At 33.1% G+C, this 19180-nt stretch carries 14 protein-coding genes and 2 pseudogenes; 5 read left to right on the top strand and 11 right to left on the bottom strand.

What is annotated here, in order from left to right; all coding sequences use genetic code 11:
- Positions 1-39 precede the first annotated feature (39 nt).
- The 3 genes from nuoD to AAGD29_RS01995 all read left to right on the top strand — a co-directional run bounded on the left by nuoD (position 40) and on the right by AAGD29_RS01995 (position 2245).
- Entirely contained in the window at positions 40-1215 is a 1176-nt protein-coding gene (nuoD, locus tag AAGD29_RS02005; RefSeq protein ID WP_341758320.1) for an NADH dehydrogenase (quinone) subunit D, read from the top strand.
- Positions 1212-1709 carry an NADH-quinone oxidoreductase subunit NuoE gene (gene nuoE, locus AAGD29_RS02000; RefSeq protein ID WP_341758319.1) on the top strand — a complete coding sequence of 166 codons (498 nt, stop codon included), beginning with the start codon at positions 1212-1214 and terminating at the stop codon, positions 1707-1709. Before nuoD ends, nuoE begins: the two co-directional genes overlap by 4 nt.
- 305 nt (positions 1710-2014) lie before the next feature.
- Entirely contained in the window at positions 2015-2245 is a 231-nt protein-coding gene (locus AAGD29_RS01995) for a hypothetical protein (protein ID WP_341758318.1), read from the top strand.
- Between the two features lie 580 nt (positions 2246-2825).
- Here AAGD29_RS01995 and AAGD29_RS01990 read toward each other — a convergent pair.
- The 5 genes and pseudogenes from AAGD29_RS01990 to ubiE all read right to left on the bottom strand — a co-directional run.
- A pseudogene (locus AAGD29_RS01990) lies at positions 2826-3320 on the bottom strand (HD domain-containing protein); the annotation flags it as partial.
- 31 nt (positions 3321-3351) lie between these two features.
- Positions 3352-4347: pseudogene (locus tag AAGD29_RS10200) on the bottom strand (IS5 family transposase).
- A 259-nt stretch (positions 4348-4606) separates the two neighbouring features.
- Positions 4607-5266: a hypothetical protein gene (locus AAGD29_RS01975; protein ID WP_341758317.1), complete on the bottom strand. Its 660-nt coding sequence runs from the start codon at positions 5264-5266 to the stop codon at positions 4607-4609.
- 512 nt (positions 5267-5778) lie between these two features.
- Positions 5779-6879, bottom strand: coding sequence for a hypothetical protein (locus AAGD29_RS01970; RefSeq protein WP_341758316.1), 1101 nt, complete (start codon positions 6877-6879; stop codon positions 5779-5781).
- A gap of 470 nt (positions 6880-7349) precedes the next feature.
- Positions 7350-8114, bottom strand: coding sequence for a bifunctional demethylmenaquinone methyltransferase/2-methoxy-6-polyprenyl-1,4-benzoquinol methylase UbiE (gene ubiE, locus AAGD29_RS01965; protein ID WP_341758315.1), 765 nt, complete (start codon positions 8112-8114; stop codon positions 7350-7352).
- A 77-nt stretch (positions 8115-8191) separates the two neighbouring features.
- Here ubiE and mutM point away from each other — a divergent pair, with 77 nt between their 5' ends.
- Positions 8192-9010: a bifunctional DNA-formamidopyrimidine glycosylase/DNA-(apurinic or apyrimidinic site) lyase gene (gene mutM, locus AAGD29_RS01960; RefSeq protein WP_341758314.1), complete on the top strand. Its 819-nt coding sequence runs from the start codon at positions 8192-8194 to the stop codon at positions 9008-9010.
- A gap of 337 nt (positions 9011-9347) precedes the next feature.
- Here mutM and AAGD29_RS01955 read toward each other — a convergent pair whose 3' ends face one another.
- The 3 genes from AAGD29_RS01955 to AAGD29_RS01945 all read right to left on the bottom strand — a co-directional run bounded on the left by AAGD29_RS01955 (position 9348) and on the right by AAGD29_RS01945 (position 12848).
- Entirely contained in the window at positions 9348-11258 is a 1911-nt protein-coding gene (locus AAGD29_RS01955) for a hypothetical protein (protein ID WP_341758313.1), read from the bottom strand.
- 294 nt (positions 11259-11552) lie between these two features.
- Positions 11553-12353, bottom strand: a complete 801-nt coding sequence (locus AAGD29_RS01950; protein WP_341758312.1) for a DNA polymerase III subunit delta' — start codon at positions 12351-12353, stop codon at positions 11553-11555.
- A 219-nt stretch (positions 12354-12572) separates the two neighbouring features.
- Positions 12573-12848 carry an HU family DNA-binding protein gene (locus tag AAGD29_RS01945; protein ID WP_341754294.1) on the bottom strand — a complete coding sequence of 92 codons (276 nt, stop codon included), beginning with the start codon at positions 12846-12848 and terminating at the stop codon, positions 12573-12575.
- Positions 12849-13341: 493 nt separating this feature from the next.
- Between AAGD29_RS01945 and AAGD29_RS01940 the strand changes: the two genes are divergently transcribed.
- Positions 13342-13848, top strand: a complete 507-nt coding sequence (locus AAGD29_RS01940; protein WP_341758311.1) for a hypothetical protein — start codon at positions 13342-13344, stop codon at positions 13846-13848.
- On the opposite strand, the gene ruvC is transcribed toward AAGD29_RS01940, so the two are convergent.
- The 3 genes from ruvC to AAGD29_RS01925 form a co-directional block, all read right to left on the bottom strand.
- The gene (gene ruvC / locus AAGD29_RS01935; protein WP_341754291.1) at positions 13843-14328 is read right to left on the bottom strand and encodes a crossover junction endodeoxyribonuclease RuvC; all 486 of its coding nucleotides are present in this window, start codon (positions 14326-14328) and stop codon (positions 13843-13845) included. The genes AAGD29_RS01940 and ruvC overlap by 6 nt on opposite strands.
- A 290-nt stretch (positions 14329-14618) precedes the next feature.
- A complete protein-coding gene (locus AAGD29_RS01930) occupies positions 14619-17672 on the bottom strand; it encodes an efflux RND transporter permease subunit (protein ID WP_341758310.1) in 3054 nt (1017 codons plus the stop codon).
- A 14-nt stretch (positions 17673-17686) separates the two neighbouring features.
- Complete coding sequence (locus AAGD29_RS01925; RefSeq protein ID WP_341758309.1) at positions 17687-18346, bottom strand: amino acid ABC transporter permease; 660 nt, start codon at positions 18344-18346, stop codon at positions 17687-17689.
- Positions 18347-19180 lie beyond the last annotated feature (834 nt).

The following is a 19180-nucleotide window of genomic DNA, read 5'->3' as shown; positions in this document are numbered from 1 at the left end:
ACTCGATTAAAATCAACAATTGCCGGGGTCTAAAACAAGGTGGGTGATAATAATAAAAGTGTTGTGTTAAATTTTGGTCCACAACATCCAGCTACCCATGGGGTATTAAGATTAATTTTAGAAATGGATGGTGAGGTTATCAATAAAGCAGACCCGCATATTGGGTTGCTGCATCGTGGTACTGAAAAATTAATTGAGCATAAAACATACCTACAAGCTATACCATATTTTGATCGGTTAGATTACGTATCGCCAATGTGCCAAGAACACGCTTTTGCCTTAGCAGTTGAAGGATTACTTGGCTGCAATGTGCCAAGACGAGCGGGGTTTATTCGAGTGATGTTTTCTGAGCTTACTCGTATCCTTAATCACATACTGAATATAACAACACAAGCCCTAGATGTTGGTGCTACTACCCCTCTATTATGGTTATTTGAGGAACGCGAAAAAATTATGGAATTTTATGAGCGTGTCTCCGGCTCTAGAATGCATGCAAATTATTTTAGACCTGGTGGTGTTGCACAGGACTTACCAAATGGTATACTAGAAGATATAAATATTTTTATTCAGCAATTCTCAAAAAAATTAGAAGACGTCGAGACTCTGTTAAATGACAATAGAATTTGGAAACAACGCTTAGTAGATATCGGAGTAGTAAGTCAAAAAGAAGCTATGGATTGGGGGTTTTCTGGCCCAATGCTTAGAGGCTCAGGCATCGCATGGGATCTTAGAAAAGCCACCCCGTATGATGTATATGATGAACTAGATTTTGATATACCAATTGGCAAATCTGGTGATTGTTATGATAGGTATTTGGTTCGTATTGAAGAAATGTACCAATCGCTTAAAATTATACAGCAATGTCTTGAAAAAATGCCAGAGGGTGCTATTAAAACTGATGATCCTAGAATTGCACCACCCTCAAGAGAAAAAATGAAAGAATCAATGGAAGCCATGATTAATCATTTTAAACTTTACACTGAAGGATATGATGTGCCAAAAGGCGAAATATATAAATTTGTTGAAGCACCAAAAGGCGAGTTTGGTGTGTATTTATACTCTGATGGAACAAACAGACCTTATAGATGCCGGATTAAAGCTCCTGGGTTTGCCCATCTCCAAGGTCTAGATTTCATGTCAAAAGGACATTTGATGGCAGATGTGGTTACTATTATCGCCAGTCTTGATATTGTTTTTGGAGAAATTGATCGATGAATGATGAACCACTAAATTTCAGTTTTAATGATGAGAACTTAAGAAAAGCCCAAAATATCATTAAGAAATATCCTGAAAACAAACAAAAGAGTGCTATCCTGCCATTACTTGACCTTGCACAACGCCAAATGAATGGTTGGTTACCAAGAGGCTGCATAGAGTATGTAGCAAATTTTCTAAATTTACCTTTCATCCGAGCATATGAAGTTGCAACATTTTATACCATGTTTAATCTAAAGCCAGTAGGACGATATCATATACAAATTTGTGGTACTACTCCTTGTTGGCTAAGGGGTAGCGATAAAATTGTAACTATTTGTAAAAAAAAACTTGGTATTAACTTTGGGGGACTAACAAGTGATAAAAAATTTAGCCTTACAGAAGTTGAATGTTTGGGAGCTTGTGTCAATGCACCAGTTGTACAAATTAATGATGATTTCTTTGAAGACTTAGATGAAGAAAAAATGGCTGATTTAATTGATAGTCTCACCTGACTTCTGCAGCTTTTAATATTTATTATTGGGTAGTAGCAAAATTAAAGAAGTATCTCAAATGATTTGGAGAATGGGAACAATAAATAAGGGGTAAGCGAACTAGGTGTACATAAGGTATGTGTATAAATGAATCTAGGGTTGCAATAATATCGCTACTGGTTTAAACTTTCACTCTTTAAAGATAATTATTTATTACAATAGAAATTAAATTGTTGACATCTAAACTACTTAGCATAGCATAAGAAATATGATATATAACTTAAAGAGGTGTACTTATGCTACGCAATGTGATTCTGAAGGAGCTAATGAAATTGGATGTTTTAGGTACATTACAGCAACTAGTAGAATCAGCCAAATTACATCTTAAACAGGGCGATAAGAATAGCTGTCTGACTGAGCTTGATAAACTAGAAGAGTATCTAGAAAATTTTCAAGATATGAGTATGATATACTCAATGTTTGAAAAACATGTAATAGAACAAGGACTAGAAAATGATGATATCATAGAGATCGATAAACATAAACGAGATTTATAACAGTAGATAGATCTATAATTAGCTAAGTATAAGCTCCTTTTAATATAAGGAAAAATGCACTCTTGAAGCGGTTGACACGAGTACATTTTAACTTTTTTCATCATTCAATAGGTAATTTTAATTATTAACATCACCTATTGAATGGAATATTATATTTTAATAATCAGGTGTAGGCGAGCATCAAACCTGATTGTTTCTACTTAACCCCTGAATTCAATGGTAAGTATACTCGAAGATTTGAAGAATAGGAACAACAAACAATGGGTGAGCGAACTAGGTGTAGATAATGTGTATACGAATTCCCATAGTACCCTACATTTTTCTATAATCGTCATCGCGAGGCATCTTTAGATGCCGTGGCGATCTAGATAAACAGCGAAGCTGTTTTTTTCTAGTACGCTTCGCGTATCCTGGATTGCCGTGTCGCCGCTTTCAGCGACTCCTCGCAATGACGATCAGCAACCATTTTAATAGTGGTTATATAAAAAATGTAGGGTACTATGACGAATTCCTCGCAATTTTGCGAAGCCAATACGGGATAAGAATTAACTAATTCTTATCCCGTATTGGAGTGTAACGCTTGTTCTAATTTTGGTAGTTCAAAATACTGTGCAAAAAGAAAAAAAGATAGTAAAGTTTCTTTGACTATTTTTCGAATTTTTTCAGGAGATTTAGCATATTTAGTCTGCATATTATGAAGTCGATCAAGTAACTTAACTAATAGCACATCAGGTTTCTTTTCTTTATATAATATTTCAACCATTTCCGCTGAGCTAATCTTGCCATGAGACTTAACCCTAGTCAGGTCTTCTACTTGACTAGCAACCTTGTTGCCAAAGATGTAAGCAATCATCTTTTTGGTCAGTTCCGTATCTTCAAGGGTGTCGTGTAGTAATGCGGTAACAATCATGTCGGTTCTAAACAATCGTGGAATTTCTAGGGCTGTGTACTGGGCAACCATATAAGCTACTTCAATTGGATGAGAATAATAAGGCTCACCGGATTGTCTCATTTGGCTACCATGATATTTTTTAGCATAGTAGATGCCTTTTTTGACTTCATCAATGTCTATTGGTTATTTTATTTTTGTATTTAGCAAAATTAATTCAATAGACCTCATTCGAAACTGGTTGACGTAGTTCAAAATTATAAATGCCAGAGATCAAATTAAATCTAAGACCAAATCTTTTACGTCTATTTCGATATTTGTCAGCAATAATTTTGAACCGTTTTAGCATACCAATAACGTTTTCATTTAGAACTCTTTCTCCTGCTAACCTACGATTATTCTTTTTATCATTTTTAGTTAAAGGATTTTTCTTGCTTTTTTTCTTTGGTAATTCAGAATTATTGTGAATTTTTTGTATATACTCGATGAAAATCAACAATTGCGTTGTTGTTGTCCAAGACCTGCGGTGCTCACGTACTAATGTACGCTGTGCTCCTCGGCTTGGACACTCCTAGCACTTGTTGATTTTGATCTTCGTCTACCAACTCTTCATTTACGAGCAGTATACCTTGATATCCTGTATCAGTAATCGCTTTAACCTTAGGATGGATAAGAATTTTGGATTCCTTAAATAATCTAAAGTCATGTTTTTTACCGTTAGAAAAATCTGTACATATTACTTGGTGTGTTTTCTTGTCTACCACTATTTGAGTTTTTAGTGTATGCCTTTTCTTCTTTCCTGAATAATAGAATTTTTGTTTTTTTTGGGTCTTTCTATAGGACTCTCAGTAGCATCAATCAAGACTACTTCATAATTCATATCACTCTTCATTAGAGCTTTACGACCTGGAAGAGCAAAGTTTGGGTGTTTAACTAGGGTGTCTTCTACCCATTTAACAGCTTTATATGCTGAACTTTCACTAATCCCATAGTTCTGACCTATATGGAAATAAGTACGGTATTCTCTAAGGTATTCTAAGACCATCAGCAACTGTTCCTCCAAATTGAGCTTATTTTTACGCCCACCTTTTGATTTCTTAAGACCATCAGCTTGCCTCAAAATATCCACCATCTTTGAGAATGTTCCCTTCTTTACTCCTGTTAATCGACGAAATTTTTCATCCTCTAACTCTTTAATCTGATCGAATTTCATATTATTACTTCAAATCAGATATTTATAACACCATTCTACATCATTGTCTAGTTTCGAAAGAAGCCTATTAAGCAACCTCTCAGCATATGCACAATACTGGTATCTTGAATTATCCCAATAGTTAATATCTTCCATAAGAAACCATAATATTTTAATTATAAAGTTATTATAAACTAAAATTTTGACTATTTAAAGCATTTACTACTTTTTATTTTTAAAAAGATGCATATTTTCTAATCCTGTTGTATAAATTACAGATTTATGAGATAATGCAACCAATTCTAGATGAAGATTTATTAGTCTTTCTAGGTACATGGTTCATAGTAGTTGTGGTTGGTTTATTATGACTTGGCAGATTCTTTGTTAATTCTAATGCTTTGGACTTTAAATCTTTTTCTTTAGAAGTAGCTTTAGCACTTTTCTCAATAAAACAACTCTGTATTGACTTGCCTGATGGTAGTTTGATGGCGTGATTGAACTTAGTTAGTTGCTCATTAAATACCTTTACATCCACTCCCTCAACTGGCAGCTGATCACGAGTTTGTTGTACTAATTTTACTAGTGCATCGATTTTAGGTTGCATAGATTTAGCAATTATTGGTTTAGTTTCAGGTTTGACCTTATCAGCACAGTCTTGAGGTGTAAGTTGTAATGCTGCACCATACATGAGATCTCTCATATAAGTATCTTTCTCTACACCAACACCTTGTCTAAAACATTTAAACAAGGAGAGAGGAGCTTTTTCACTACCTAAAGTTAATGCAAACCAAAATTCCATAGCAGCCATTTTCCAACATGCATCTATTTTTCTTTGTGCTTCATCCATATCCTCCATATCAGCGGCTAAGCCATAATAATACTCTCCCCAACGGTGATGATGTTCAGACGTGAGTTTATTTTGTGATGTTGATTTTGCCATAATACTACCTATTATTTATCTTTAAATCTTTTAATTCTGCTATAATAACCTCATGTAAGACATCGTTTTAACAGTCTAGGGTGTCATCCCAGCGTAAGCTGGGATCTAGATTCCCCCGCCTACGCGGGAATGACATTAACCCTAGTAGGGATGACATAATGGCGGCAGGGGTGACATCACCCCTAATGACGATGATTACTTGAGCCTACTATTAATTTATTACATCACGCGAATTCGGAATAAGAATTTGCCAATTCTTATCCCAAATTCGGTAAAATTATAGAAACAATCAGATTTGAGACGGCTCTGCATCTGATTGTTAAATTAATATTTTGCTAAAAACATGATTTTAAAAGATTAAAACCATGTTTTTAGCTTTAGAAAGGTTTAAAATGCATTCGTAAAACCGCTTTAAGAATGCATTTTTCCTTATACTAAAGCCAATTCGGGATAAGAATTAACTAATTCTTATCCCGAATTGGGGTACATCGATACTTAAGGTTGTAATATTACTAATCTCTTCCACCTATACCTTTGCTAGTATCTTTAGTATTTGGGTTATTAAGATTTATAGAATTCGTTCTTTGTAATTGAGTGTCCTTATTTTCTTTACCACTTAATATTCCCATATGTTTCTCTAACTTATAATCAGAAATTATTTGTTTTGTATCTAACTCTTGTTGAGATGCTAGAACGGCTAGGCTTTTTGACGATAATGCACTTTTAGCAGGTGGTAAAGTAATAAAAGTTTTGGGCTGTTTTTCCGTTGGAGTTAATTTTTTAGCCATTTCCGTTGGAGTAACATCGTATATATTATGAAATACTTCTTCCCAAAATTGTGCTGCATCTTCATTACATCTATTTTCCTCAGCTAACTCTTTATTAAGACAAATATTGTAAGCATGTTGTTTTATTTCTTGCTTGTATGCTTTGTACTGATCTATTTTCTTATCAACTAAATTACGGTAACCTTCATGATGTTTTTTCTGATTAGCCAACAAGACTCTTTCCGGGTGGTTCTCTGATAAATGCTTAACTTGTTCCTCACATTCCTTAATTTTCTTTATTTCATTAGAGTGATGTTCTCGTTCTATTTTAGCTAGCTTTTTAGTTAGCCGCATGTGTTTACTACAAGCTTTTTCTTCTTTTATTTGTTCAGGTGTTTTCCCGAATTTCTGCTTTTCTTCCTCAGTAAGTTGCCGACCTGCTTTTATAGCTTCAAAAATTTCGTGTAAACTTTCATTATCTTTCCTTTGTCTATTAAGAGAATCATCATAAAAAGAATCAAAAGCTTTATAAATGCCTTGAACTTTATGCTCTCTATCAATTTCTTCTTGTTCTTTTACTAATCTTATGCCCTCATTGAAATCCACAACTTGGATTTGCTCAGTTGTTTCATAATAAAGAGTTTTACTTACTGCAGTTGCTATTAATTCCAGTATTCCAAGATCTATCCCTAACTGACTAGCCATTAAAGCTAAACTACCAGCATCAGATATAATCAAAGCTAATTGCGTCCTTGAAGTAGCATTACATACCCTCCCCTCAAGTTTTTCATATTCTTTTTTAATGAAATCCCTCTTAGAAGCATCATTATCTAAATCATTGGTCATTTTATACTTCACTTATATTTCACCATGTTAGGGTTTGATTAACTACTTTAATTATTAAAACTAATACTAAACTATTAGTCAAGCATTCTTAAATTGTAACCATTATTAATTTCTACTATTTGTTATCTATAACTCGATAATCAAGTTTTTATTGAGTTATATAATTCAGGACAGTTTAAAAGTTATGAAAAGAAGCTGAGAAGATGTCATCATTCTCAGCAACGGCATCACCTAGCCTTCGGATATCACCCCTACGTAGGCAGGGGTCTAAAAATGTATAACATCCTTCTTGGCTATTTTTTTAGATCCCAGCTTTCGCTGGGATGACATAAACTGCCATGAATTATAGCCTTCAGAAAAAAACTTGATTATCGAGTATAAAAACAATATCCAATAATTCACCAACATGGGATATGTGGATGGTGGTCAATAACTCTCTGATCTCCGTTGATATTTTAGCAACATCTCCATTATTTATAAGCACTATGAATAGCAGCAACACCTAAAGTAAGATTCTTATAACTAACATTAGTAAAGCCGATATCCTTTAGCATAATTGCAAAACTCTCCTGATCTGGGAATACATTAATACTTTCCACCAAATATTGATAAGCTGATTCGTTGTTTGCTATAATTTTACCAATCTTAGGAATAATATTAAACGAATAAAACTGGTATAATTGCTTCAGACAATCGTATTCCACTTTAGAAAATTCTAAACATAAAAATTTACCCCCAGGCTTTAGTACTCGATATGCTTCTTTTAGGGCATTGTCAATTTTTGCCACATTCCTAATACCAAATGCTATAGTATAATAATCAAAACTATTATCAGGAAAAGGTAAGTTTTCTGCATCAGCAACGACATACTCTAATCCCTGTAATATATTACTATCAATAGCTTTGTGACGTGCTACCTCCAGCATATCATGATTTATATCACACATCGTCAGCTGCACTAATACATTTTTTGCCGATGCTCGCTTTATTATTTTAAAAGCTATATCACCTGTACCACTTGCCACATCCAATATATTTGATTTTAAATTGGGGATTTGCCTAACAAATTCATCTTTCCATAAACGATGTATTCCTAAACTCATGAAGTCATTCATTACATCATATTTATTAGCAACACTAGAAAAGATATCTTTAACTAAATCTCTTTTCTGATCAAAGCTCACTTTTGAGAAGCCAAAATTTACTTGATCAGATTGGTTATCATTATTTTGCATATTACTACTTAGTGCTAAGTTGTTTATGTGTTATATTATGATATATAATGAATTATTAATACTATTAAAATGTAAAAATGCCAGAACTTCCTGAGGTTGAAACATTAAAACGTTGCCTAGAACAGCGAATAATAGGGGCTACCATTAATAAACTCGATAAGAGACGAGATGATATACGTTATAAACTAAGCGATCAGTTAGAGTCAAATGTAGAGTCAGCAAGAATTGTAGCTTTAAGGCGTAGGGCAAAATATTTGCTAATAGATTTGGATAATTATTATTCCATTATTGTACATCTTGGCATGACTGGTAGGCTAACGCTACAACCTAGTGATTATAAGCTACAAACGCATGATCATGTGGTTATATCTTTGACAAGTTGCGAGAAATTAGTTTTTAATGATCCACGACGTTTCGGGATGATTTATAGTATGCCAACAAACCTCGCCCTAGAAAAATTTTTACTAAATTTAGGTGTAGAACCTTTGTCAAATGATATGTCTGATGAGTATCTAAAAACAAAATTATTGAATCGCTCTGTTCCGATAAAAAATTTATTAATGGATCATCGGATTATTGTCGGTGTTGGTAATATATATGCTTCTGAAAGCCTTTTTATTGCTAAAATACACCCAAGCAGACTGGGGAGTAGTTTGTCAAACAAGGAAATAAGTAATTTGGTATTAGCCATTAAAAATGTTTTAACAAAGGCAATATCAGCAGGAGGTACTACTCTCAAAGATTTTGTTAGCGGTGATAGTAAACCTGGTTACTTCCAACAAGAATTACAGGTCTATGCACGAGAAAATCAAAAATGCCTAAACTGCGAGGGAATAATAAGGAAAATAAAACAATCCGGCAGAACTAGTTTCTATTGTTCTATTTGCCAAGAATGAGAGGTATTAAAGGATTAGTACCGTTTAAGGTTGACAATTAAATTATCACATAGTTATTGAATATATTTGTAATATTGTGGTTAATTGCATTAAATAATTATCTCCCAAATTTTAGTTAATGACATCGCTTTTAGCCAAGATAACATCACCATATAGCACACCTTCTCGGGCTAGCTATAAAGTAGACTTCCTGCATAAATCAATCTAGTTGGTGATTTTGTCGCCGAAACTCGCCTTGCTCCGTAACAATCATCTGAATACGCTGCGGCACTCGGCTTCGTTTCTTCTAAAAATCCCGAAAGCTTTTTTGACTTATGCAGGAAGTCTAGCCTTTAAATTACAAGATGAAGTATTTAACACTTTCTAATAAGGCTGGATTCTCCCCTATTAGGCTTGACTCTTCTCCTAGATTATGACTTTTATAAGGATGACCTAAGTCATAACTTCCATAGTGATGATGATCCCACTGCTTTATAGAAGTTAGTACGGTATCACTAATTTTTTCATGTAATGTACTAATAGATGATTTAAGTGCTGTCCACATAGCCCCTATACTCCAACTAGAAATGTGACTTATAACTATTGGGCTTTCTACTAATTCTGTATTATTAGCTTCTAAAGACTCAAGCTCAGATTTAGTGCTATCAATCACTGTAGTAGTGCTATTTAGAGAAGATGCTTCTGTATCTACATCACAGCCTCTATCCTTTGGTGATATATCAGATTGGTTACTATCAACAATATGTTGTTCATTTAAAACTGTTACCTCTGTATTATCAAGATTATCGCTTGCTATATTAATAGAGTTAGTTTTTTCTTGTTGATCATTACAATCTTGAAACTCAGTCAGGGCTTCTTGCATAGGGCTAGATTGCTGTTCTACATCATGTTGTGCTACCGCTTCTACATCACAGCTTAATTGATCAGTAGCTATGTCTATTTGAAACTCTCTTATTTCAGGGTAAATTATTGTTATATTTTCTAGCTCTCCAATATCTGTAATAGACTCTATCTTTTCTTCTTCTATCGTTTCTTCATAATTTTCTACTACATAGGATATCTCAGTAGGCACAGGTTGCTGTTCTATATCATAATCTATATCTGTAATAGAGTCTTCATCTTGAGACTCTATTGCTTCAAAGGAAGTTATTGATATATCACTTAACTCACCATTAATATCTATAGCATCCGTATTTTCTTCTTTTATATAAATCCCTTTTGCCTTATTATATGATTCAGTTATCCCTTTAGAGACCTTTTCTAACTTCTTAGCAGAAGTATCGACCCATTTACTATACTTCCTAGTAAGATTTGTAGTAATTTGTATTACAATTTGATCTTTATTGTTCTCTAAATATGTATCATTAAAATCAGCTAATACTGGCAATAATTTAGCTATCAGTTTTTCACTTTGTATTTTTTTGGTTATTTTTAACTTCTGAATTGATAATAATATTATTTCCATAGAGGAAATAATATTATTCACAGACTTAGCAAATTCATGAATATTCTCTGAAGTGAACTTTCCCTGATCAAAATAACCCCACTCTCCTACCTTTTTGCCTTGCTGTATTTCTACTGCAAAATGCTTAAGTCCGGTTCTATTAATGACTCCCTTAAAAGATGGAGATACACCATAACCATTTTTTAACATATAAGTTTGTACTTTATCAGGGATTGTTATATGTTCCGTAACTTCCAAAGCAATATCTTTCGTACTAAATCTAGCCTCTTCATTCGAGTCGCTTAAAACTATCATACTAACAAGATCATCTTGTAAACGTCCAGTAACAATCTCTGCGATTCCTTCATTAGTTGATAATTTTTTAATTATATCTGCTCTATATTGCTCAATTTCCTCTTTAAACTTATTAATTTTTTTTGCACCCTCTGATGTTGTCTTTATTTCATCAAGCCTTTTCTTTATATCTTTTATAGTCATAAATAGACTTAATGCACCTTTCTGATCATTATATAATAATGAGTGACACATTATCTGAAAAATATCCTTTGTTATATCAACTTCACCTTGATTGCCAGCTACTGTGCTAAAAAACTCTTTACGTAAATATTTCTCAAAAACATGTAGACTATTTTCCCTCAAATGATTAATAGTATCATCCACTTCTTGTGCCGTTTTAGATACAGCTAATTCACTTGAAGATTCTGTGTTATCTACTTCCTTTGTTAAAGGAAAAGCTTCCTGAACAAGTGTAACTGCATTTACTGTTAAAACATCTTGGGACATGTTCTTATATTTTTCTATAAAATTAAAAAAATCTTCCTGCCGTATCAAACGGATATTATGATTGTGAACGCATTATAACATACTCATTCAAACAATGCAAGATAAAAATATATCTTCTGCTTCTCAGGGCAGTTTCAAAGCCACAATCATCAGTTGGTATATGTAGTAGTATTAACTACCAAGGATGCCATCACCCCCTGCGAAAGTAGCGGACGTATAGGCTATTTTTTTAGATTCCGCTACCTGCACGGGAATGACATTGAATAGGAATGGAAGCAAATTTTGACGACAAAATTACCATAACTCTTCTATTAATGCTATGGTATTAGCCCTTAGATCTAGGTCATAATCTATGGTGTTATTTATTATTCGCTTGATATTTGCAAATTTTGTTATCAAATAATCAGGGGAATTAGAATGCAATTGATTAAATATTTTATTCTCTAATTCATTGAATTCAATATTGATATTGAGAGATTTTTTAGTAATTCTATTAACTAGATATAGCATGCTACAAGCAAAATCTCCCCATAATTCCTTGTTTTTACTAGTAAACTCTTCGATAAGATCTAACCTCATTTTAGGATTTGCATAGTTAGCAATATACGTCGTAAATTTAACATATATATCGCTTCTCACTAAGCGATTTTGTGATTTTATGTTAATTTTAGCACATCTAGATCTTATAGTACTTATTATTCCGGCAGCCCTTGAGGTAATCAAGAAAATAAAACCATCCTTTGGCGTGTCTTCTAAAAGTTTAAGACAGGAATTTGCTGCATTGAGATTCATTAGATCTGCTTGATAAATAACAGCTACTCTATATTTAGAGATTGATGATGTTCTATAAAAAAATTGCTGTAAATCTCTAATTTGGTCAACAGATATGTCTTTGACACTGCTCGTCACAGAATTATCCCTAGCTACTAACCGATAATCTGGATGATTTGTTAATTGAATTTTATCTACAATCAAACTGCTTTCTATAAATATAAGCAAATCTTCTAAAGCTTTTGCAGTATCATCAACATCAATCAGCCAACTATTATAAAGCCTGGCCTGTTTGAATCTACATTCAAGATATTCTTTGATCATTCTGCTAATGGCATAATAAAAAATAAGTTTCTAGGCTTTGCCAACATGGGTCAGAAACGCCAACATAAGTAATGGTACTTGTATGGCAAAAGCGATGTCAATCCCTACATAGGCAGGGATGACACTAGCTTTGTTGTATTGAACTCAGAGTACTTAAACTTGTACACTTGGTAAAAACTACAATATTTTATAGAAACAGGTTCTAAGTAAAACACGAAGTTACGAATTATTACAGGCTTCCTTCATTTTCTTACCAGCTCTAAATACTGGTTGTTTATAGGCAGAAATATGCATTTTCTCACCAGTTTTTGGATTACGACCTTCACGTGCAGCTCTACTTTGTATATGGAAAGAACCAAACCCCACTAGGTTAACGTCCTCACCACGACTAAGGGCTTTAAGTACACTGTCTACAACCCAAGTAAGGGCTTTCTCTGCATCACTTTTTGAATGACCTGCTTCAGCCATTAATGCTACTAATTCTCCTTTATTCATATGATCAACTCTCCAAATAAATTGTTAACATTTCAGACATTAATGTATTTAGTATACTCAAATGATTTGGAGCATTGGATTTGAAAATGAGGAACAAGCGGAGCGTACATAAGGTACGTTGTTACGTTCGTCCTTGATATTTTCAAAAAACAATCCTTCAAAGCAGAAGAGTATATACTAACATGCCAGCAAGATTTGTTATATCTCGTTGGCTAGATTATAGCAAACACTAAATTGACTGCAACTGAGACTTCTTTAGAACTTTTGAATATATTATTTTATAATCTAATTTCAATAAAATTGTATCTATTTTACATCAAGTTAGTTTCTTATCCTGTAGTTAGGAGGTAATTTAACTAGTCTTATAACTAATAACTAAACTTTAAAACTAGTTAATAGTATATTATTTTTGCTTAAATGAAATAATTAGTTGAAAATCATAATAGTTTATATATTATACCTTTCTTATTTAATATATAAAAAGGTAACTTTTATGATCACTAGACTATTCTACATATTATTTATTTCAATTTTTAGTTTAAATGTTAGTGCTAATCCAACTCCATTGGGTTTTGAATTAAATAAAGCAAGTATAGCAGATGTAGAGCAAGTATATCAGATTACCAAAAAAGAAAGGAATCATTGGGATGGATATAATTATTATGTTAATGTTAGAGATGTCAAATTAGAGGGGCTGACTGAGTTATTAGTAATATGTAATGATGACAATATTATCCAAGCAATCATCTTAACGATAAATAACAATAAATTCACAGAGTTTTATGAGTTACTTTCAGAAAAATATAAACTCACCCATAGCCAAAACCCTAATTTAGGTAATAAGGAGATTAGATTTGCCGATGGTGGTTGTACTATTATATTAGATGCTCCATTCCTTAGCTTTAGTATGAGTCTTATATACATAACAGATGAGTTTCTAACAAAATTTAAAGGTAAGCAAAAAGAAGAAGAAAAAGTAAAAGGTAAAGAATTGCTATAATTCAATTATGGGAGTTTTTGAAGTATAAGCCCAACAAACATAAGCCACTGCAAGGGCATCTGCTTGATCAAAGTTACTGATTGCAATTGCTCCTGGTAGTAAAAGTTTAATCATTTGCAGAACCTGATTTTTTTCAGCATGACCATAACCCACTACCGATTTTTTGATAACATTAGGTTTAAATTCTTGAAAAGCAATATCATATCCTCCTATAAGTGACATGACTGCTCCTCTAGCATATCCCAATTTTAAAGATGAAACACTATTCATATTAACAAATGTCTCCTCCATAGCAACAATAGCAGGTTTATATTGTACTATTATCTTTTGCAAGGACGAGCTAATGAAAGCTAGCCTTTTATGCATTGGTTCGCTTGATTTAGTCTTTATAACCCCACTATCTAAATATTTCAGAGGATCGGTATCGATTACCCCCCATCCCATACCAGCTAAAGATGGGTCAATTCCTAGTATAATCAAAATTATTCCCCCACTAATAGATTTTTGTAAAAAATTATCTAATTCTTCAATTCATTTATTTACCCTAATTCGGGATAAGAATTATAATTCTTATCCCGAATTAGGGTGATATAAAGAAAAATGTACTCTCGAAGCGGTTCTGCGAGTACATTTTAACTTTTTTACCGTTCAATAGATGATTTTAATTATTAAAATCATCTATTGAACGCAAATGATATTTTAACAATCAGGTATAGAACCGCTTCAAACCTGATTGTTTCTATATATACAGCCGAATTTGGGATAACTTGTTATCCCGAATTCACGTTTATTTGAATATATTCCCTTTTAAAACTTTGATATAAAACTGGAATAACAAATATAGTGAAAAGAGTTCCTATACTCATTCCACCAACTATTACCAGACCAATAGACTTTTGAGCTTCAGCCCCTGCTCCCGAGGCAATGACTAATGATATTGCTCCAAAAATAGTCGCTAGAGTGGTCATTAAAATTGGTCTAAATCTTAAGTTAGAAGCTTTAGTTACAGCTTCTCTAATATTTAATCCTTGGCTTCTTAAGTTATTAGTAAATTCTACGATCATAATAGAATTTTTTGTGATCAAACCAATTAAAGTGATCAAGCCAATATTACTGTATATATTCAGCGTATTACCACATATTAAGAGCATTAATACCCCTCCAGTAATTGAGAATGGTACAGCAATAAGTATTAATATAGGATCAGTAAAACTTTCAAATTGTGCCGAAAGCACTAAATAAATAAACAACAAAGCAAATAAGAAAGTAATAAGAAGATTACTTTGTGATTCAGACTTTTGCTTAATCTCGCCAATATATTCTAGGATAGTTGTATTACTATCCAATAATTCATTAGCTATGTTATTCACTTGTTTTATTGCATCGCTAACTTTTTGGTTTGGGGCTAAATCTGCCGAGATGGTTACTGATCTAGAATTATTATAGTGGTTATAAGACTCAATAGACACTTTCCCAACCATATTAGCGACTACACTTAATGGCAACAAATTATCAGTTGGTTTATTAGTGGGTATTAGTATCTTACTAAAATGATCGATATTACTACGATGTTTTAAATTATACTGCATAGTTATATCATACAGTTCATTGCCCATTCTGAAATCACCAATTTGCTTTCCTGCCAGTAAATATTGCAATGTTAACCCTATATTTTCTAAACTCACACCAAGCAGATAAGCTTTATCTCGGTTAACAATTACGTCAATTGTCGGCATAGAAGAATTTAAATCACTACCCACATTGATAAAAACTGGATCTTTCTTCATTCTATTAACGAATTTCTGCGATATTTGATCTAGCTGCTCATATTCAAGCGAGGATTGCAAAGTAAATTCCACGGGACTTTTAGCATTACCACTAACCATTGAACGTGGATCCATTGCAAAAATCGATATTCCAGCTATTCGTTGAAATTGCCGATTAAGTAAATTTTTTATAGTTTTTTGTGACCTTGACCTTGCCTTCCAATCTTTAAGAGATACGAAACCGCTACCACTACCTCCCTGATAAATTACTATCAAATGACCTATTATATCTTTACAAGAACTAAGTATTTTTTCAACTTCTACTATTGCTTTTTCTGATTGTTCGCTATTAAATCCTTGAGGACCTGAGAAAAAAATCTGCAAAAAACCATCATCTTCCTGAGGAATAAAAACCTTTGGAACAAAGATAAAACTAACAACTAGCACCACTAAAGATAATGCAATAATAAGTGAGAATTGCTTTTTATGATCAAAAGCAAGATTTAAATAAGACAAATACTTGCTTTGGACTAATTTAATAAACTGATCAAATTTGACTAAAAACCCTAAAGGAAGTTGATTATTTTTGTTAATCATTCGACTTGCCATCATTGGCGTTAAAGTAATCGCCACAAAACCAGAAACTAACACACAAAATGCCAAGGTCCAAGCAAATTCAATGAACAACTTGCCCATAAATCCATCAATAAAACCTATTGGTAAAAATACTGAGGCCAGTGTTATAGTCATTGCTATAATGGCAAAACCAATTTCCTTAGATGCAAGAAAGGCAGCTTCTATAGGAGAATGCCCCATCTCATTGTATCTAAAAACGTTTTCCAGCATTACTATTGCATCATCTACCACCAAACCAATAGCCAATATCATTGCTAAAAGGGTAAATATGTTGATAGAAAACCCTAAATAATACATCACCATAAATGTGCCAATCAGCGATACCGGAATGGTTACAAGTGGTATCAGAGTGATTCTTGCTGATGCCAAAAATAAATATACTACTATTATAACTAAAATTAATGCTTCAGCGATAGTAAAGAACACTGACTTGATTGAGGCATTAACTGGAATCGAAGCATCATAGGCTATATCAATTGTTATACCCTTAGGTAGATTCTTTTTAATTTTATCTAGTGACGATCTAACTTCTTTGGATAAATCAAGCAGGTTCGCCTGTGATTGTTTTATAAGACCAAGTGCTACCGAACTTTTACCGTTATATCTAAAAATTACATCATCTTCTGGAGGACCTAAATATATTTTAGCAATATCTTGTAACCTTAATATACTAGCATCTTTTACTTTTAGTATAATTCTTTCAAACTCTTCCAGTTTACTTAAAGAGCCATCTAATCTTACAGTAAAATCACGTGCAGCTGTTTTAATAGTTCCCGCTGGATAATAGATATTTTGTTTTTTTATAGCACTCTCAATTTCTAACACTGACATTTTATGCTGATATAATTTTACCGGATCTGGTTCTATTCGCATAGAATAATATTTTCCACCCTGCACTTTAACCTGACCTATTGTTTCAAGTTTTTCTAAAATGCTTTTAACACTCTCTTGAACAATTTGGGTTAATTGCAAATCATTATATACATCACTACTAATACTTAAGAACAAACTAGGGAAATTATTGCCATCTAGCTTAGCAATATAAGGAGCTTGCATATCTTTGGGAAATATATGACTTATCTCAGCAATTTTAGATCGAACATCGTTTAAGACTGCTTCGATATTAGCAGATGACCGAAATGTTAAAGTGATATAGCTACTACTTGTTGAGCTTTGGGAAGTAATAGAATCAAGATTTTTTATAGTTTTCAGGGCTTTTTCAATACGAGTTGTGATCTCTTTTTCCATATAAAGAGCATCTGCCCCAGGATATTCTGCATGTACTGTTATTACAGGAAAAGAAATATCGGGAATAGCCCTAATTTGCAGTTTAGTAAAAAATACCGCCCCTAAAATAACAACCACTAAACTCAACACTGTTGCGAATACTGGACGTTTTATACATATTTCACTTAAGTACATATTATCAATAAATCCTACTCAACTCCAATTATTAATCTTTTTTCAATAATCTTAGCTAATTTACTGATAATTATTACCATAACATAGTAACAAAGCCCTGCTATTAACATAGGAGTAAAAAAAGTAAGATGTTCAGCCGATACTAGCTGAGCTCTCCGCATTAAATCCATTTCACCGATCATTGATATAATCGCCGACTCTTTGATTAAATTAATAAGCTCATTAACTAGTGAAGGTAAAATATTTCTTATGGCTTGAGGCAAGATAATATCTTTCATCATTAATCTCTCGGGTATAGCTAATGCTTTAGCTGCCTCAATCTGCCCTTTATCAACACTATTAATTCCAGCTCTAATTATTTCCGAAACATATGCCCCGGAGTTTAATGAGAAAGCTATGCTACCAGCAACGAAGACACCAAGCTTAATACCAATTACACTAGGTAAACCAAAATAAATTATGCTAAGTTGTATAAGTAACGGAGTACCACGAAAAACAGATGTATAGAAATTAGCAAATAGTCTTAACGCACAACTTTTACTTACCTTACAAATTGCTAGTAAGATACCAATAATCAATCCTAATAACACTGAAACTATACTGTATTTCAGTGTTACTACCATCCCTTGCATAATAAAATATATAGAAGAAAAATCAAGTAATTGCTCAAACATCTAACACTCTTAAGTAATCTCCATTAATAAAGCCAACGAATACCAGTGTACTCAGGCGGGAATGATGTCATCTACCGTCTTAAGAGTCAAGAGTAAAAAACATTATTTTATATAAATTTTGTTATCTTTTAACATAGAATTTAAACAAATAATAATTTTACGCATGACAGCTACCAATGCAACTTTAGCCGGTTTACCCGATTCAATTAAGCAGTCGTAAAAGACTTTCATTTTACAGCTAACCCGAAAAGGTTTAAGGCATAGTAATGTATAGTGAAACCTATTGAATTAGGTGATACAAATTTTGTGTCATACCTGCGAAAGCAGGTATCTAGATTCCCGCCTACGCGGGAATGACAATTTACAATTGTTATGTTCTTTGTCACCTAATCCTATGGGCTTAACTATAATAGCCTTGATGTCATTCCCGCTTCGGTCAGGAATCTAAAAAAATAGCCTAAAGACTATTAGATATTATATATCCCTGCCTACGCAGGGATGACATCGCTTCTAGCTAATCTAAGATTAACATACACCTAAAACCTTTTCGGGTTAGCTATATCATTAGATATCTTTCGAAACTCGCTTATGCTGAGGAATTTAAAGAAGCTACGGAATCTTGACCCGCAGCGTACTCAGATGTACGTGAGGAGCAGAGTACCGGTAGTACGAATAAATTACCAGCAGAAGTAGAGTTTCGAAAGATATCTATTATAACGCATAGCCACCAAAGCCGCCATATATAAAGCTTTTCTAGCATAAAATTTGCCGCCACTAATATACCCCTTACCACTCTTATTAATATAGTCCTGAAATAAATTCAGGATGACGTCC

It is taken from the genome of Candidatus Tisiphia endosymbiont of Ditula angustiorana (genome assembly GCF_964026425.1).
GTDB lineage: Bacteria > Pseudomonadota > Alphaproteobacteria > Rickettsiales > Rickettsiaceae > Tisiphia.
This window is presented reverse-complemented; position numbering and strand designations above follow the sequence as displayed.

What these genes read in the sequence shown, in the direction of transcription:
- AAGD29_RS01940 (WP_341758311.1), top strand. Translation starts at nt 13,342, where the DNA reads ATGATCACTAGACTATTCTACATATTATTTATTTCAATTTTTAGTTTA.
- nuoE (WP_341758319.1), top strand. Translation starts at nt 1,212, where the DNA reads ATGAATGATGAACCACTAAATTTCAGTTTTAATGATGAGAACTTAAGA.
- mutM (WP_341758314.1), top strand. Translation starts at nt 8,192, where the DNA reads ATGCCAGAACTTCCTGAGGTTGAAACATTAAAACGTTGCCTAGAACAG.
- AAGD29_RS01930 (WP_341758310.1), bottom strand. Translation starts at nt 17,672, where the DNA reads ATGTACTTAAGTGAAATATGTATAAAACGTCCAGTATTCGCAACAGTG.
- AAGD29_RS01995 (WP_341758318.1), top strand. Translation starts at nt 2,015, where the DNA reads ATGAAATTGGATGTTTTAGGTACATTACAGCAACTAGTAGAATCAGCC.
- AAGD29_RS01950 (WP_341758312.1), bottom strand. Translation starts at nt 12,353, where the DNA reads ATGATCAAAGAATATCTTGAATGTAGATTCAAACAGGCCAGGCTTTAT.
- AAGD29_RS01970 (WP_341758316.1), bottom strand. Translation starts at nt 6,879, where the DNA reads ATGACCAATGATTTAGATAATGATGCTTCTAAGAGGGATTTCATTAAA.
- ubiE (WP_341758315.1), bottom strand. Translation starts at nt 8,114, where the DNA reads ATGCAAAATAATGATAACCAATCTGATCAAGTAAATTTTGGCTTCTCA.
- AAGD29_RS01975 (WP_341758317.1), bottom strand. Translation starts at nt 5,266, where the DNA reads ATGGCAAAATCAACATCACAAAATAAACTCACGTCTGAACATCATCAC.
- AAGD29_RS01925 (WP_341758309.1), bottom strand. Translation starts at nt 18,346, where the DNA reads ATGTTTGAGCAATTACTTGATTTTTCTTCTATATATTTTATTATGCAA.
- AAGD29_RS01955 (WP_341758313.1), bottom strand. Translation starts at nt 11,258, where the DNA reads ATGTCCCAAGATGTTTTAACAGTAAATGCAGTTACACTTGTTCAGGAA.
- AAGD29_RS01945 (WP_341754294.1), bottom strand. Translation starts at nt 12,848, where the DNA reads ATGAATAAAGGAGAATTAGTAGCATTAATGGCTGAAGCAGGTCATTCA.